Annotated in this window: 12 protein-coding genes and 1 tRNA gene; 6 read left to right on the top strand and 7 right to left on the bottom strand. The window is 52.1% G+C overall.

The window, feature by feature from the left end:
• On the bottom strand, positions 1-486 hold the full coding sequence (locus A6013_RS15325; protein WP_069733370.1) for a type VI secretion system tube protein TssD: 486 nt from the start codon (positions 484-486) through the stop codon (positions 1-3).
• A gap of 371 nt (positions 487-857) precedes the next feature.
• Positions 858-1,154 (bottom strand): SymE family type I addiction module toxin, encoded by a 297-nt coding sequence (locus tag A6013_RS15320; protein WP_069733369.1) that lies wholly within the window; start codon positions 1,152-1,154, stop codon positions 858-860.
• A gap of 128 nt (positions 1,155-1,282) precedes the next feature.
• Here A6013_RS15320 and A6013_RS15315 point away from each other — a divergent pair, with 128 nt between their 5' ends.
• From A6013_RS15315 to A6013_RS15305, 3 genes are all read left to right on the top strand, one after another.
• Positions 1,283-1,444, top strand: coding sequence for a YlcI/YnfO family protein (locus A6013_RS15315; protein WP_065419814.1), 162 nt, complete (start codon positions 1,283-1,285; stop codon positions 1,442-1,444).
• Positions 1,445-1,626: 182 nt separating this feature from the next.
• The gene (locus A6013_RS15310) at positions 1,627-2,367 is read left to right on the top strand and encodes a hypothetical protein (protein ID WP_069733368.1); all 741 of its coding nucleotides are present in this window, start codon (positions 1,627-1,629) and stop codon (positions 2,365-2,367) included.
• Entirely contained in the window at positions 2,364-4,649 is a 2,286-nt protein-coding gene (locus A6013_RS15305) for a DEAD/DEAH box helicase (RefSeq protein WP_069733367.1), read from the top strand. Before A6013_RS15310 ends, A6013_RS15305 begins: the two co-directional genes overlap by 4 nt.
• Positions 4,650-4,712: 63 nt before the next feature.
• On the opposite strand, the gene A6013_RS15300 is transcribed toward A6013_RS15305, so the two are convergent.
• Positions 4,713-4,807: transfer RNA gene (locus A6013_RS15300), tRNA-Sec, on the bottom strand.
• 289 nt (positions 4,808-5,096) lie between these two features.
• On the opposite strand from A6013_RS15300, the gene A6013_RS15295 reads away from it, so the two are divergent.
• Both A6013_RS15295 and yicI read left to right on the top strand, forming a co-directional pair.
• Positions 5,097-6,488: a glycoside-pentoside-hexuronide family transporter gene (locus A6013_RS15295; protein ID WP_063437862.1), complete on the top strand. Its 1,392-nt coding sequence runs from the start codon at positions 5,097-5,099 to the stop codon at positions 6,486-6,488.
• Between the two features lie 12 nt (positions 6,489-6,500).
• On the top strand, positions 6,501-8,819 hold the full coding sequence (yicI, locus tag A6013_RS15290; RefSeq protein ID WP_069733366.1) for an alpha-xylosidase: 2,319 nt from the start codon (positions 6,501-6,503) through the stop codon (positions 8,817-8,819).
• 110 nt (positions 8,820-8,929) lie between these two features.
• Here the strand turns inward: yicI and A6013_RS15285 are convergent, their stop codons facing one another.
• Both A6013_RS15285 and xanP read right to left on the bottom strand, forming a co-directional pair.
• Positions 8,930-10,618: an AsmA family protein gene (locus A6013_RS15285; RefSeq protein ID WP_069733365.1), complete on the bottom strand. Its 1,689-nt coding sequence runs from the start codon at positions 10,616-10,618 to the stop codon at positions 8,930-8,932.
• Between the two features lie 119 nt (positions 10,619-10,737).
• Entirely contained in the window at positions 10,738-12,129 is a 1,392-nt protein-coding gene (gene xanP / locus A6013_RS15280; RefSeq protein WP_069733364.1) for a xanthine/proton symporter XanP, read from the bottom strand.
• A gap of 225 nt (positions 12,130-12,354) precedes the next feature.
• Here xanP and gltS point away from each other — a divergent pair, with 225 nt between their 5' ends.
• Positions 12,355-13,557: a sodium/glutamate symporter gene (gltS, locus tag A6013_RS15275; protein ID WP_047366905.1), complete on the top strand. Its 1,203-nt coding sequence runs from the start codon at positions 12,355-12,357 to the stop codon at positions 13,555-13,557.
• Positions 13,558-13,559: 2 nt separating this feature from the next.
• Here gltS and recG read toward each other — a convergent pair whose 3' ends face one another.
• Both recG and trmH read right to left on the bottom strand, forming a co-directional pair.
• Positions 13,560-15,641 carry an ATP-dependent DNA helicase RecG gene (gene recG, locus A6013_RS15270; RefSeq protein WP_069733363.1) on the bottom strand — a complete coding sequence of 694 codons (2,082 nt, stop codon included), beginning with the start codon at positions 15,639-15,641 and terminating at the stop codon, positions 13,560-13,562.
• 3 nt (positions 15,642-15,644) lie between these two features.
• Complete coding sequence (gene trmH, locus A6013_RS15265; protein WP_028015010.1) at positions 15,645-16,334, bottom strand: tRNA (guanosine(18)-2'-O)-methyltransferase TrmH; 690 nt, start codon at positions 16,332-16,334, stop codon at positions 15,645-15,647.
• Positions 16,335-16,336 lie beyond the last annotated feature (2 nt).

Genomic DNA, 16,336 nt, shown 5'->3' with positions numbered 1-16,336 from the left:
TTAAGCGCGTTCTTTCCAGGTATCAGAGTGAATGATGTTTCCATCAATGTAATGCCATGTGATTTTTTCATATGTCAGATCTACATATTCATGGTGTGTATAGTGTTCGTTTTGCGGATGTTTAATATCAAACATGACAGGTTCAATTTGAACAACTCTTGCGTTTTCTAAAGTTGTCTTAAAGTAAGCCTCTTCAAGTCCGTTATAGTTGATCCTGTAAAATATAAACTCTGCTTTTTTTAGTGTTTGTCCAGTGCACAAGGCTTTGAATAGATAAGAGGATGATGAATCAATCTCTTTCATGAATGCATAGGTACTACAAATGCGTTTTGCTGTGATTTTTCCGGAGGATTTATCTACAGGTTGTTCTATTGAATGCATAAATTCAATCACTTCTATTGAGCCTTCGCGATCTTTTATATCGACAGATCCATTAATCCTCCGGCCTGAATCATCCTCAAGCCATAAGTAAACAGGTATAGCCATCGCAATCTCCTTTTATAGACTGAGGGAAGCTACTCTTCATTATGGATTTAAATTGTGACTTTCATTTCAAAATAGAAAATAAAATATGGAAGTGGGACTTAAAATTGCTCTTTGCGACGTATAAGTTTCTCAGATGGGTTTTTAAAGATTATAACGTTGAATTATGATTTCGTTGCCATCGTAAGATAAATGCTAACTTAAAATAGCATCAGGTATTGAAATGATGAATGTCATCAAATATTGAACTTGTAAGTTAGCATTACATGTTGGGTTCGATTGCTTTTTGGAGGTTATGGAAGAAATCTGGCATTCCATATTGTTTTTTATGTTGGCTGCATACTCAGCAGCCAACTGGATAACAGCAGGAACGATTATGATAATTGCAGGCTCGCCAGTGTGCTCTCGATCTGGCATAACTTTGCTTTAGTGCGTTTGTAATCGTCCAGAATCCTTTGCTCCTGTTCGTTATACGCCACCAGAACGATGCACCCTTTCATCACCTTTACCGTGACCTGCTGTCCGGTGTCAAAACCTGCTGCGCGCAGCCACTTGCCGGAAAGAATGATTTTCGGCGTGGATTTGTCGAAAACATTCGGGCGGTATCCCACAATTAACGAACGCTCGGTTCCGGATTGGTCGGTGTCTGGGGTAGAATGCGAATCAGCCATAATCAACTCCTTGATAGTTGGTGAGGTTAGACGCCCACTAGTGCTCCAACACTTCTGGGCGTTGTCAGAATTCAAAATCCATGTGGTAGGTACCACGTGTAGATAAATTAACTGAAGTGGTACCTACCATGCAAGAGAAAAAGAAACCAAATTTTGACCGTACCAAAAGCACTATGAAGAACATCCGGTTCGAGGATGAGCTTTTGGAACAGATTGAGAAGGCGGCAGGGAAAGGGAATTTTAGTAAGTGGGTGAAGGAGGCTTGTAAATTAAGGCTCAACAAGCAATAGAGCATACATCTATAACTGGTATGAATAAGTCTTTCAGTGAAGTGCTGTTTATATAAACAGCATTGTTACTCATCTCTAATCGTTGTAGATTAATCAATTAAAAATTAATTCTTTGTTTCAGATTTATATTTATTTTCAGTTAAGCAGTTATTCAATCTTCCTAAGAATAAGGGCTGAGTTATATGAATAATAAAAACATTGTTAGAACACGGGATGATGTTGATTGGGGATGTTTCCATGATGAATTAAATAGCGCTGAAGCAATGGTGAAGATATGTGTAATAAGAATAAAAACTATAAATAAAATTGCAGAAGAATTAACGAAGATAGTTTTGGATAAATCATGGATGATGGATTTAGATAATCGTACGCAAAGATGTTATAGATATACTGTAGAGGAAACTTCGAAATTATTAGTTGATATATTTAACCAAATAAAAGCTCAATCTTCATCTGAAAAGGATATAGGTGTTGAATTTGGTGAGATAATGGTTTCAATGGGGGCTTCGAGGGCATTAAATAAGCTTTTTGATCATGTTTCTCTTCCAATTGCAGAGCTTTGGAAACCACAAAAGAAACAGAATGAAGGATTTGATTTTCATACGGTATGTCCTGAAAAAATGGTCAATTTTGGTGAGGCAAAATATTCAGGTGTTTCCAATCCTCATGGTGATGCATTAACACAAATTATTGATTTTCTAAATGTTGAAAAGCATCTAAGAGATGCAGTTCATTTGACAAATTTGGCTGGGGAAGAAGCTTGTGACAACCTTGACAACGAGTCTTTCGGTGTAGTTGCTGCATTTTCTATAAACTCTGAGAACTATGAACTTATTATTAAAAATGCTTTAGAAAGTGTTAAGCAAAAAAATCTCTTGAATAAGTGTAGTATAGTTTATCTTGTGGGGGTGATTTGTAAATGAAAGCAGCAATTCTGAAGATAAAAGAAGATGTAAATCCCAGCGAGAGTATTGAATCTTTGCTTATGCAGCTACATACAAAAGGTCCAGTAGACAACAAATTATTAGAAAAGTTGACCTATTATAAATTATTTCATCACAAAGATTTTTCTTTTTATGAAGAGAGGATAGTTTTGGAGTTAGGCTTATTTTATAAAAACACTAAGCCAGATGATTTATTTTCATTTATTTTGTCAGGGATTGGAAGAACAAATCATAGAATTTTTAAGGAATACTTAACGCCTGTCCAGGCTAGTATAAGGTTAGCAATTCAAGAAGAAAAATATGTTTCTATTTCCGCGCCAACAAGCGCAGGAAAATCATTCTCTATAAAAGACTACATTGAAAAATTAAAAGGGGATGTCGTTATAATTGTTCCTTCGAGGGCTTTGATTGCTGAATATATAAATAATCTCCGTGATAAATTTGGAAAATCAAAGAATATAATGATATCCTCTTTCGCTGACATGATATTCAACAGCAGAGAAGGCCTGCGTCACATTTTTATTTTAACCCCTGAAAGAGCCAGGGATTTATTCCCAATTCGAAATAAGTTGAAAATAGATCTATTTTTCTTTGATGAAGCACAAGTGTGTGAAGAAAAGGAAAGAGGAGTTACATTTGATGCTCTGGTAAGAAGAATAAAGTTAAATTTTGAAAACGCGAAATTGGTTTTTGCCCATCCATTTGTTGAAAATCCTAATGCACAAATGCAAAAACATGGATTGGATCTAAGTAAGTCTTATTCACACGCTTATCCGCATAATACTGTTGGGAAAGTTTTTGTTTTTAAACATTCTAATAAAAAAGATTTTTACTTCTCGCCATATATAAAAAAAGGACATTTGCTTAATAAAGTTGTTCCTTTCGATGGTTCATTTGAGGACTTTGCTTTTGATGGTTCAAAATCTGTACTCGTATATGTTTCAAAAGCTTCATTATACAATGGCCATTTCAAAAAAGATTTTGAAAAATTTATAAATCGCTTTAATGCTATATCTAATAAAACAGCTTTACGTATTATATCTAAAGTTGAAGAGTTATTGGGCGCTAATAACCACGGTCATAAATCAACCTTAGTAGATTTGCTTAAGATTGGTGTCGTGATTCATCATGGTTCAGTTCCATTGGAAGTACGATTTCTTATTGAAGATTTTATCAGGAGCGGATATGCAAAAATCTGCTTTGCTACAAGCACATTAGCTCAGGGCATAAATATGCCGTTTGATATTATTTGGCTAGTGAACATGCGAATCCAGGCTGATAATGATGAAGAGCGAGGGTTAGCATTTAAAAATCTAATAGGAAGAAGCGGGAGATTAACAAAAGAAAATGTCTTTGATTATGGTTATGTTTATACAAAAAACCCAGAATTGCTTGCTCAGAGAATAAATTCAACATTTAAAATGAGTGAGAATTCAATTTTGGAAAATGTTTTAGATGATCCCAGTCATGACATGAATGAGTTTGTTTCTTCAATTTTTGATGGTTCATTTGATGAGAATTATAATCTTCCAGTTTCTAGAATAAATAGAATATCTGGAATGAACGTTATTGTTTGCATTAAAGATGCATTAGATATCATATTTGAAAATGCCGATGGTGGTTCTCTCAAAGGTGAACGCAATAAAATAAAAAGGGATATAGTTCGTTCAAATCTAAAATTTGTTTTTGAGTCTTATATCGGCAGGGATTTATTGAAAGGAGAAAGTAACGTCTTTGATAATGCAATAACGATACTTTTTTACCTTATCCAAGGTAAATCTTTTAAGGAAATAGTTGGGATGAGATATAGCTACGCTTCTAATCGTGATGAAAATAGAAATGGTTATGCTCCATTTATACAGCCAGCGAGTAAAATACCCGATATTACTTTAGAAAATGCATTTTCAATGTTCAACAATATCAAAGCTAAGAATGTAAGTTATGATCGAATTGTATTCGACACGTATGACTATTTAGATACTGTAATATCTTTTTCCCTCACGGATGCGTTTATGGGAGCTTTCCGCGTTTATTATGAAAAGACTAAAGATAATAATGCCATGAAAATGATGGGATTGCTTAAATATGGAACATTAAATCCTATTCACACCTTATTGCTTAGATATGGTTTTTCTCCTGAAGATATTGATTTGGTTGAAGAACATATTAAATATATTAGTGAGGATGATATTGTTTTTAATAAATTAGAAACTATACCTATTGACATACAAGATAAGATTTCGTGGTATCTACCTGAATAACAGGGCGAAGTTTATGATATAAAGTTTATGAATAAAGGATAAAATTATCTGAGTAGAAATTTTTGGCGGAAGATCACAGGAGTCGAACCTGCCCGGGAACGCTGGCGCCCCCAACTGGATTTGAAGTCCAGCCACCTCACCGGAGATGACGATCTTCCGCGCCTCGATTGCTACATGGAGGCGGGGCGCATTATAGCTACTTTCAGGCATTTACCACATACCCCACACCACTTTTTTCACCTCTCTTTTGACCTGTACCCCCCTGTTTCAGCTAATTCTTAAGAAAATCCTCAGGTTAGCCTTTTGTGCTCTCCAACATTTATCGCGATCACAAAAAACAAGAAACGTAATCTGCTAACCAGAAAACGCAATACCCGCCTTTGAAACAATGGTTTAAAACCAATGCAACCGGTCTCAGCGCCTCCTACAGCGTGAAGGATAAAAAATATGAGCGAAGTATTGTCAGTAAAAGAGAAGATTGGCTACGGTATGGGTGACGCCGCCAGCCACATCATTTTTGATAACGTCATGCTTTATATGATGTTTTTCTACACCGATATTTTCGGCATTCCCGCCGGGTTTGTCGGCACCATGTTCCTGCTGGCCCGCGCGCTGGATGCAATCTCTGACCCGTGCATGGGGCTGATTGCCGACCGCACCCGCAGCCGCTGGGGCAAGTTCCGTCCGTGGATTTTGTTCGGTGCCATCCCGTTCGGCATCGTCTGCGTGCTGGCCTACACCACGCCGGACCTCAGCCTCAACGGCAAAATGGTTTACGCCGCCGTTACCTACACCCTGCTGACCCTGCTCTATACCGTGGTCAACATCCCGTACTGCGCGCTGGGCGGGGTAATCACCAGCGACCCGACGCAGCGTATCTCCCTTCAGTCCTGGCGCTTCGTGCTGGCGACGGCGGGTGGCATGCTCTCCACGGTGCTGATGATGCCGCTGGTGAAGTTGATTGGCGGCGACGATAAGGCGTTCGGCTTCCAGGGCGGGATCGCCGTGCTGTCGGTGGTCGCGTTCCTGATGCTGGCGTTCTGCTTCTTCACCACCAAAGAGCGCATCCAGGTGCCGCCGAGCACCACCTCCATGCGGGAAGATCTGCGCGATATCTGGCAAAACGACCAGTGGCGCATCGTCGGCGTGCTCACCATCCTCAATATCCTCGCCGTCTGCGTGCGCGGCGGCGCGATGATGTACTACTGCACCTGGATCATGGGCTCGCCGGAAGTATTCGTTGCGTTCCTCACCACCTACTGCGTCGGCAACCTGATTGGCTCCGCGCTGGCGAAACCGCTCACCGACTGGAAGTGCAAGGTCAGCATCTTCTGGTGGACCAACGCCGCGCTGGCGGTGGTCAGCGTGGCGATGTTCTTCGTCCCGATGCACGCCACCGTGCTGATGTTCGTCTTTATCTTCGTTATCGGCGTGCTGCACCAGCTGGTGACGCCAATCCAGTGGGTAATGATGTCCGATACCGTCGACTACGGCGAATGGACCAACGGCAAACGCCTGACCGGCATCAGCTTTGCGGGCACGCTGTTCGTGCTGAAGCTCGGCCTGGCGCTGGGCGGGGCGATGATCGGCTGGATGCTGGCAGGCGGCGGCTACGACGCGGCGGCCAAAACCCAGAACAGCGCGACCATCAGCATCATTATCGGCCTGTTTACGCTGGCACCGGCGATCTGCTATGTGCTGAGCGCCATTATCGCCAAACGCTACTACACGCTGAAAACCCCCTTCCTGACCAAAATCCTGGGTGAGCTGGCGCAGGGCGCGCGCCGCAATCAGCAGGATTTTGAAAACCTGCCGGTCAGCAAAGAATTGCAGAACTAAGAGGACGAAAGCATGAAAATCAGTGATGGAAACTGGCTTATTCAACCGGGCCTGAACGTGACCTGTCCGGTTCAGGTGTTCGACGTGGAGCAGCAGGGCAATGACCTGGTGGTGTATGTTGCGCCGCGCGACGTGCGTGAGCGCACCTGGCAGCTCGACACGTTGATGTTCACGGTGCGCCTGTTTGCTCCACAGGAAGGGATTGTCGGGGTGCGCATCGAGCACTTCCAGGGCGCGCTGAACAACGGCCCGCACTATCCGCTGAACGTTCTGAAAGACATTAAGGTCGAGATTGAAAACAACGCCGAGTTTGCCGAGCTGAAAAGCGGCAGCGTCAGCGTGCGCGTCACCAAAGGCGAGTTCTGGGCGCTGGATTTCCTGCGCAACGGCCAGCGCATTACCGGCAGCCAGCTGAAAAACAACGGCTACGTGCAGGACAGTAACGCCGACCGTAATTACGTTTTTGAGCGTCTGGATCTGGGCGTGGGGGAAACAGTCTACGGCCTGGGCGAGCGCTTTACCGCGCTGGTGCGCAACGGCCAGACGGTCGAAACCTGGAACCGCGACGGCGGCACCAGCACCGAGCAGTCCTACAAAAATATCCCGTTCTACCTGACCAACCGCGGCTACGGCGTGCTGGTGAATCATCCGGAAAACGTCTCGTTTGAAGTCGGCTCCGAGAAGGTCTCTAAAGTGCAGTTCAGCGTCGAAGGGGAATATCTCGAGTACTTCGTGATCGACGGCCCGACGCCAAAAGAGGTGCTGAACCGCTATACGCAGTTCACCGGGCGTCCGGCGCTGCCGCCTGCGTGGTCGTTCGGCCTGTGGCTGACCACGTCGTTCACCACCAACTACGATGAAGCGACGGTGAACAGCTTTATCGACGGCATGGCCGAGCGCGACCTGCCGCTGCACGTGTTCCACTTCGACTGCTTCTGGATGAAGGCCTTCCAGTGGTGCGATTTCGAGTGGGACCCGGTGACCTTCCCGGACCCGGAAGGGATGATCCGCCGCCTGAAAGAGAAAGGGCTGAAGGTCTGCGTGTGGATCAACCCGTATATCGGCCAGAAATCCCCGATTTTCCGCGAGCTGAAAGAGAAGGGCTACCTGCTCAAGCGCCCGGACGGCTCCCTGTGGCAGTGGGACAAATGGCAGCCGGGGCTGGCGATTTACGACTTCACCAATCCGGACGCATGCCAGTGGTATGCCGACAAGCTGAAAGGCCTGGTGGATATCGGCGTTGACTGCTTCAAGACCGACTTCGGCGAGCGTATCCCGACCGACGTGCAGTGGTTCGACGGGTCCGATCCGCAGAAGATGCACAACCACTACGCCTACATTTATAACGAACTGGTGTGGAACGTGCTGAAAGAGACCGTCGGCGAAGAGGAGGCGGTGCTGTTTGCCCGCTCGGCGTCCGTCGGGGCGCAACAGTTCCCGGTACACTGGGGCGGCGACTGCTACGCCAACTACGAGTCGATGGCGGAAAGCCTGCGCGGTGGGCTGTCGATTGGCCTGTCCGGCTTCGGGTTCTGGAGCCACGATATCGGCGGGTTCGAAAACACCGCTCCGGCGCACGTCTATAAACGCTGGTGCGCGTTCGGGCTGTTCTCCAGCCATAGCCGCCTGCACGGCAGCAAATCCTACCGCGTGCCGTGGGCGTACGATGACGAGTCCTGCGACGTGGTGCGTCACTTCACGCAGCTGAAGTGTCAGCTGATGCCGTACCTGTACCGTCAGGCGGCGCTGGCCCGCGAGTTCGGCACGCCGATGCTGCGTGCGATGATGCTGGAGTTCCCGGACGATCCGGCGTGCGATTACCTCGACCGTCAGTACATGCTGGGGGATTCCATGATGGTGGCGCCGGTGTTCTCCGAGGCGGGGGACGTGCAGTTCTACCTGCCGGAAGGCCGCTGGACCCACCTGTGGCACAACGACGAAATCCATGGCAGCCGCTGGCATAAGCAGCAGCACGATTTTATGAGTCTGCCGGTCTACGTGCGCGACAACACGCTGCTGGCGCTGGGTAACAATAACCAGAAGCCGGACTACGCGTGGAACGAGGGGACGGCCTTCCAGCTGTTTAACCTGGAGGATGGCGCAGCGGCGGTGAGCGAAGTGCCTGCGGCGGACGGTTCCGTGGCATTTACGCTGAAGGCATCGCGTCGGGGCGACATTGTGACCTTTACCGGTGCGGGTGACGCGAAAAACTGGTCGGTGTGCTTGCGCAACGTGCAGAAGGTGAGTGGCGTGAAAGGCGGCTCGTACGCGGGCAGCGAGTGGGGTATGGTGGTGAAAGCGGAGGGGGATGAGGTGGTGGTTCAGCTCTGAGGTGGAAAATGCCCGGTGGCGCTTCGCTTACCGGGCCTAAGGTAATTATGCGCTCTGATGCCCTCACCCTGACCCTCTCCCACAGGGAGAGGGAACAAACATCAAAAACTTTATTGCACAGGCGTTGAAACCACGCCACCCGTCATCGTCTGCTCAACCTGCTGCTTATCCATATTTACCGCGCTTAGCTTTCCATTCACCGTTGGCTTCAATGGCGCATTCGCCTGCACGCTGCCGCTGGCGGTCATCTGAATATTGCCGTCGCCCGTAATCGGTAACGCAGGCCAGCCCCACTGCTGCAGCACGTTGAGCGGTACGCCGCGCCCGTTCAGGCTCACCGTGGTCTGCCGCTGCGGGAGCTGTGAAACGGTCGCCGTGGCTTCCAGAATACCTTTCTCGGTAAAGGCACTCAGGTCGCTAATGTTCACCGTGGCGGCGTTGGCATTCAGCGCCAGCGACGGACGGCGCACGTCGACGCGGTTAAAGGTCGCCGCCGCGCCGTTTAATGTTGCGCTGCCGCCCCAGACGCCCCACTGGCGATCTTTCGCCAGCTGCAGGTTTGCGCCGTAGCCGTCCAGGGAGGTGATCTGCCACGGGAAGGCGGGATCGATGTCGATCACCAGGTTGCGGCTCAGGCCGAATTTTTGCAGCGTGACGCTGTTCATCCATTCCGGCAGCGGCTCCATCCACAGCGTTTTCCAGTTTTCAGGAAGGGTGTACTCCAGCCCGGCGATGGCAACATCGTCCAGAACCAGCGCTTTACCGTCGCGCAGCCAGTTGCCGGACGTGCGCACCATACCGCCTTCCCAGCGGGAGGTGAACTGACGCAGCGCTATGCCCTGCGGGGAAAACTCCGCATTCAGGATCGGGTCAAACAGATGCAGCGAGCCGAAGATAAACTCGCTGGCGTTCATGGACAGGCGACCTTCCTGGCTCTGCCAGTCGCCTTTGCTGAGAGTCAGGTTGCGCAGGCTTAAGTCGAGATCGGTCACCGCCCAGTCCGGGCCTTGCAGGCGGGCATCGGTGACCTCCAGACGGCCAATTTGCAGGGAGGGGATGGTAGCCAGCGGCGCGAAGAATGCTTTCAGCGTTTTGTCGCTCTGCAGGCGGATCTCGTTCAGGCGCATGGTGTCGATTATCCAGCTTCCGTCAGCGTTACGCAGGGCGGAGCCGGTGAGCGAGCCACGGGCCATATCGGCACCAATGGTGTTCAGCACCACCTCCTTGCCGTTCAACTGGCCGTCGATTAGCACGTTGGTGGCCGGTACGCCGTTCAGGGTCAGCGAGCCGGCGCTCATCTGAATCTTCGCGTTTTTACCCAGCACGTTCCCGGCTTCTGGCTGCCATGGGCTGACGCCGCCCGTGACCTTCTGTGCGCTCAGATCCCATTCAGTATTCGGGCTATTAAAGGCCATGTTGTTCAGCTGCAGACGATCGGCCTGGAAGGGCAGCGGCGCTGTTTGAGGCGAGAGATTCAGCGTGCCGTCGAACAGGGTGATAGTGCCCATGTGCAGCGGAGCAGTGATCTGACGGCTGCTCAGGCCAATATCGACTTTTTTGGCAACTAATGTGGCGGGTTTACCGTCCCGCCCAAAGGTGACATTTTCCAGAATGAGGTGGGAAGGCGATGAAAAGCGGTGATTCATCTTGTCGAAACTGAGTTCGTAGTCGGTATTCACCGTAATCCAGCTGCTGACTTGCGCCGCGCCCCAGCGGGTCTGCAGCAAAATATAGAACGCCAGCAGCACAATAAGCAGGGCTACCAGAAGATAGACGAGTAGCTTTCCAATAAATTTCATGGTCTTCCATCCCGCGAAACGAACATAAGGGAGTTATGCACGATTTATGCGCAATGCTCAAGGCGGGAATGGTGTAATTAGATGTCACGGCAGGCATTGACTGCCTGCCGTGAGGGAGATCAGTTCTTCTCAGGCGGGAAAACGAGGTTCAGTACGATAGCGGTGATACCGCCCGCGGCAATGCCGGAAGAGAGCAGGTTTTTAACCCAGTCCGGCGCAAACTGCAGGATCAGCGGCTGCTGGGAAACACCCAGACCAACGGCCAGCGACAGCGCGATAATCATGATCGCGCGACGGTTCAGCGGCTCGCGGGAGACGATACGCACGCCGGAGGCCGCGATAGTCCCAAACATCACCAGCGTTGCGCCGCCCAGCACCGGCTCAGGAATGTGCTGCACAAAGCCGCTCACCGCCGGGAACAGGCCGAGGACGATCAGCATCAGCGCCACCACGAAACCAACGTAGCGGCTGGCCACGCCAGTCAGCTGGATCACACCGTTGTTCTGGCCGAAGCAGGAGTTCGGGAAGGTATTAAATACCGCAGAGACAAACGAGTTCAGGCCGTTCGCCAGTACGCCGCCTTTCAGACGCTTCATGTACAGCGGGCCGGAAACCGGCTGCTCAGAGACGTCGGAGGTAGCGGTGATATCACCGATGGTCTCCAGAGAAGTAATCATAAAGACCAGCATCAGCGGCAGGAGCAGACCCCAGTCTATGCCCAGGCCGTAATAAAGCGGCGTTGGGACGGTGATTAGCGCGCTGTTGGTCGGCGCGGTGTTCTCCGGCAGCATCCCCAGCGCCCACGCCAGCAGATAGCCCGCCGCCATGGCGATCACCAGCGAGGCCACGCGCAGGTAAGGGTTACGCTGACGGTTAAGCAAAATAATGATCGCCAGCACCACGCCCGCCAGCAGCAGGTTTTTCGGCGCGCCGAAGGTGTGGTCGCTCATTGCCGCGTAGCCGCCACCGATGGAGGTGAGGCCCACCTGAATCAGCGACAGGCCGATAATCATCACCACCACGCCGGAAACCAGCGGGGTGATCACACGGCGAGCCAGGTGCAGAACGCGGGAGATGACCATCTCCGTGCAGCTTGCAAGCATCAGGGTGCCGAACAGCGCCGCCATCATGGTCGGAACATCCGCACCGCCGGTTTTCAGCGCCGTACCGCCCATGATCAGCGGCGCCACGAAGTTAAAGCTGGTGCCCTGAATCGACAGTAGCCCAGACCCCACCGGACCCCAGGCTTTAATTTGAATAATGGAGGCCACGCCGGAGGCGAACAGAGACATACTGATAATGTGCTGCGTGTCCTGCGCCGGTAAACCGAGTGCCTGGCAAATCAGCAGCGCCGGGGTGATCACCGCAACAAACATCGCCAGAAGATGCTGGCAGGCGGCAAAAATCGTCTGCGGCAGCGGCGGTCGGTCTTCAAGGCGGTAAATCAGTTCGCTATTTTGCTTCTGCGCAATCGGTTGCGCATCTGGCGATTCTATGGTGTTAACGGACATCGGCGACAATCCCACGGTGGAAAAGCGGGCATTTTATCTGACCACCTGGTAAAAGCAAACGATTGCCAGCAAAAAAAAGGAAGAAAATCTGCCGCTGTGAGCAGGTTTTTTACAACCTATCGGAAAAAAAAATTACACTTTTTGCGCCGGGGGCTCATGACGAGCGCAAACCGGCCCAGGATAACGCCGCGTGTGTATGGAATACGCGCATAACAGGAGCCTTTTATGATTCATCTCGATACGTTGTCGACCCTTGTTGCCGCAACGCTGGTTCTTCTGCTTGGTCGCAAGCTGGTCCACAGCGTTTCCTTTCTGAAAAAATACACTATTCCTGAACCTGTCGCCGGCGGTCTGCTGGTGGCGCTGGCCTTGCTGATACTGAAAAAAAGCATGGGCTGGGAAATTGATTTTGATATGTCCCTGAAAGACCCGCTGATGCTGGCTTTCTTTGCCACTATCGGCCTGAACGCCAACCTGGCGAGCCTGCGCTCGGGCGGTAAGGTGCTCGGCGTATTCCTGATTGTGGTGGTGGGGCTGCTGCTGATGCAGAACGCCATTGGCATCGGTATGGCAACGCTGCTGGGGCTGGATCCGCTGATGGGGCTGCTGGCGGGGTCGATTACCCTTTCGGGCGGTCACGGCACCGGCGCGGCGTGGAGCAAGCTGTTCATCGAACGCTACGGTTTTGAAAACGCGACGGAAGTGGCGATGGCCTGCGCGACCTTTGGCCTGGTACTGGGTGGCCTGATTGGCGGCCCGGTAGCGCGTTATCTGGTGAAGCACTCCACCACGCCGAATGGCAGACCGGACGATGAAATGGTGCCGACCGCGTTTGAAAAACCGGACGTTGGCCGCAGCATCACCTCGCTGGTGATGATTGAAACCATCGCGATGATTGCCATCTGCCTGACCGTGGGCAAAGTGGTTGCGCAATGGCTGGCGGGTACCGCGTTTGAACTGCCGACCTTTGTCTGCGTGCTGTTTATCGGGGTGATCCTGAGCAACGGTCTGGCGCTGATGGGCTTCTATCGCGTGTTTGAACGTGCGGTATCGGTGCTTGGCAACGTCTGTCTGTCGCTGTTCCTGGCGATGGCGCTGATGAGCCTTAAGCTGTGGGAGCTGGCCTCGCTGGCGCTGCCGATGGTGGCGATTCTGGCGGTGCAGGCGCTGTTTATGGCGCTGTATGCCATGTTCGTGACCTGGCGCATGATGGGGAAAAACTATGATGCGGCGGTGCTGGCGGCCGGTCACTGCGGGTTTGGTCTGGGGGCTACCCCAACGGCTATCGCCAACATGCAGGCGATCACCGAACGGTTCGGGCCATCGCATATGGCGTTTCTGGTGGTCCCGATGGTCGGCGCATTCTTCATTGATATCGTCAACGCGCTGGTGATCAAGCTGTACCTGATGCTGCCGATATTTGCCTGAGATCAGGCGTTGGAATACCGTTCGGTTTCCGGCATCCAGCGTTCAATTAACGCTGCCGCCTGTTCGGGGTAGCGTTCATGAATATGGCGCGCAAGGCGCTGAACTTCCGGGATCATGGCCTGATCGCGCAGTAAATCCGCCACTTTGAATTCAGCATTTCCCGTCTGGCGCGTGCCCAGTAGTTCGCCCGGGCCGCGTATCTCCAGATCTTTTTGCGCAATCACAAAACCGTCGTTGCTGTCGCGCAGCACCTGCAGTCGCATCTGGGCGGTTTTTGAAAGCGGTGCTTTGTAAAGCAGCACGCAGTGAGACGCTACCGCGCCGCGGCCAACGCGCCCACGCAGCTGGTGGAGCTGGGCAAGCCCCAGACGTTCCGGGTTTTCGATAATCATCAGGCTGGAGTTCGGGACGTCCACCCCCACTTCAATGACCGTCGTGGCGACCAGTAAATGCAGTTCACCCTGCTTAAACGACTGCATCACCGCCTGCTTTTCGGCTGGCTTCATGCGTCCGTGAACCAGGCCAACGTTCAGCTCGGGCAGTGCCAGCTTGAGCTCTTCCCACGTCGCTTCGGCGGCCTGGGCCTCCAGCAGTTCAGACTCTTCAATCAGGGTACAGACCCAGTAGGCCTGTCGCCCTTCATGGGTGCAGGCGTTGCGCACGCGGTCAATGATGTCGCTGCGGCGCGTATCCGGTATGGCGACCGTCGTCACCGGCGTTCGGCCCGGCGGCAGTTCGTCGATGGTAGAGGTATCCAGATCGGCGTAGGCGGTCATCGCCAGGGTACGCGGGATCGGCGTGGCGGTCATGATCAGCTGGTGCGGGTGGAAGCCCTGCTGCAGCCCTTTTTCCCACAGCGCCAGACGCTGATGCACGCCGAAGCGGTGCTGCTCGTCGATAATCACCAGCGCGAGGCCGTTAAACTGCACCTGCTCCTGAAAGATAGCGTGTGTGCCGACAATCATCTGCACCTGGCCGCTGGCGATGGATTCCTGCTGCGCAAGACGCGCTTTGCCTTTTTGCTTTCCGGCGAGCCAGCCCACCTCAATCCCGAGCGGTGCGAACCAGGCGCGGAAATTATTGGCGTGCTGCTCGGCCAGCAGCTCTGTCGGTGCCATCAGGGCGACCTGTTTGCCGTGGGCGATGGCGCGTAACGCGGCCAGGGCGGCAACCAGCGTTTTACCTGAACCTACGTCGCCCTGCACCAGGCGCATCATCGGCACGTCGAGCGCCATATCGCGCTCAATCTCGGCGGTGACGCGCGCCTGCGCGCCGGTGGGCTTAAAGGGCAGCGAGGCCAGCAGCTTATCTTTGAGCACATCATTCGGGCTTAACGGCTGAGCGTGGAAACGCTGCGCGCCGGCGCGCAACGCCAGCATGCTCAGGTTATGCGCCAGTAATTCCTCAAGGATAAGACGCCGTTGAGCGGGGTGTTTACCGCTTTCTAAATCGCTGAGCTGCAGCGTTGGCGGCGGGCGGTGCAGGGTGCGCAGCGCCTCGGGCAGGCTCATCATCCCCTGAGCCAGTTCTGGCGGCAGCAGTTCGGTAATGGCGCAGGTATCCAGCAGTTCCAGCGCCTGATCGGTGAGCTTACGCAGCGTCGCCTGCTTAACGCCTTCGGTCGTCGGGTAAACCGGGGTGAGCGTCTCCTGCAGTTCCGGCGTGCTGAGATCGCCCTGTACGCGGTACTCCGGGTGGATCATTTCTGCGCCGTATTTCCCGCGTTTAGCTTCGCCATAGGCCAGCACCCTACGGCCGGTCGCCAGGCTGTTCTTCATCGCCGCGCTGAAGTTGAAGAAACGCATGGTGAGGATGCCGGTGCCGTCGCTGATCTGACAGGTCATCATCCGGCGTCCGCCGAACGTGATATTGCAGTTCAGGACTTCGCCTTCAACGGTGGCGTAAATGGCGGGAAGCAGATCGCCAATCTTGTAGAGCTGAGTGCGGTCTTCGTAACGCAGGGGGAGGTGAAGCAGGAGATCCTGCACGGTGTGCAGGCCAATTTTTGCCAGCTTATTGCTTTGCGCCGCGCCCACGCCCGTCAGGCTGTTGAGCGGGATAGCATCCAGCAGGCGGCCTTTCATCGGTTACCCGGCGTACTGCATAGTGGCCCACCACTCGGCATCGGCTTCAATTTCGCCCTGCGCGTTGACGTGGGGGTAAGGCAATTTTTTCTGCTTCGCAACGCGAGCCAGCACCGGATAGCCACCTTCAAACAGCAGGCGCTGCTGTTCTTCTTCCGGCAGCATGCTGTTGCTGCGCTCGTACATCCCGGCGTTCTGACGCTGGCGCTGCGCTTCATACAGAATGAGCGCGGACGCCACGGAGACGTTAAGGGACTGGACCATGCCGATCATCGGAATGATGATGTCCCGATCCGCCAGATCCAGCGCTTCCTGGGAGATCCCGGTTTTCTCCTGACCCATCAAAATGCAGGTCGGGCGGGTATAGTCGATCTCGCGGAAATCCACGGCCTTATCGGACAGGTTTGTCGCCAAGATCTGCATCCCGCGTCCTTTCAGATGCGATACGGCATCGCCAATCGTCTGGTGAGATTTGACGGATACCCAGCTGTTACTGCCTGCCGCAGCAGAGACCATGGTTCGCATCCGGTGACCCGGCCAGACGGCGTGCACTTCATGCACGCCGACGGCATCTGCGGTACGGACGATGGCAGAGACGTTATGAGGTTTATGCACCTGCTCCATGCAGACCGTCAGGTCAGGCTGGCGTCTGGCGAGCATTTCGCAGATACGGGCATAACGTTGTGAATTCATAA

Source organism: Enterobacter sp. IF2SW-B1, from assembly GCF_001743375.1.
In the GTDB taxonomy this organism is placed as follows: Bacteria; Pseudomonadota; Gammaproteobacteria; order Enterobacterales; family Enterobacteriaceae; genus Enterobacter; species Enterobacter bugandensis.
This window is presented reverse-complemented; position numbering and strand designations above follow the sequence as displayed.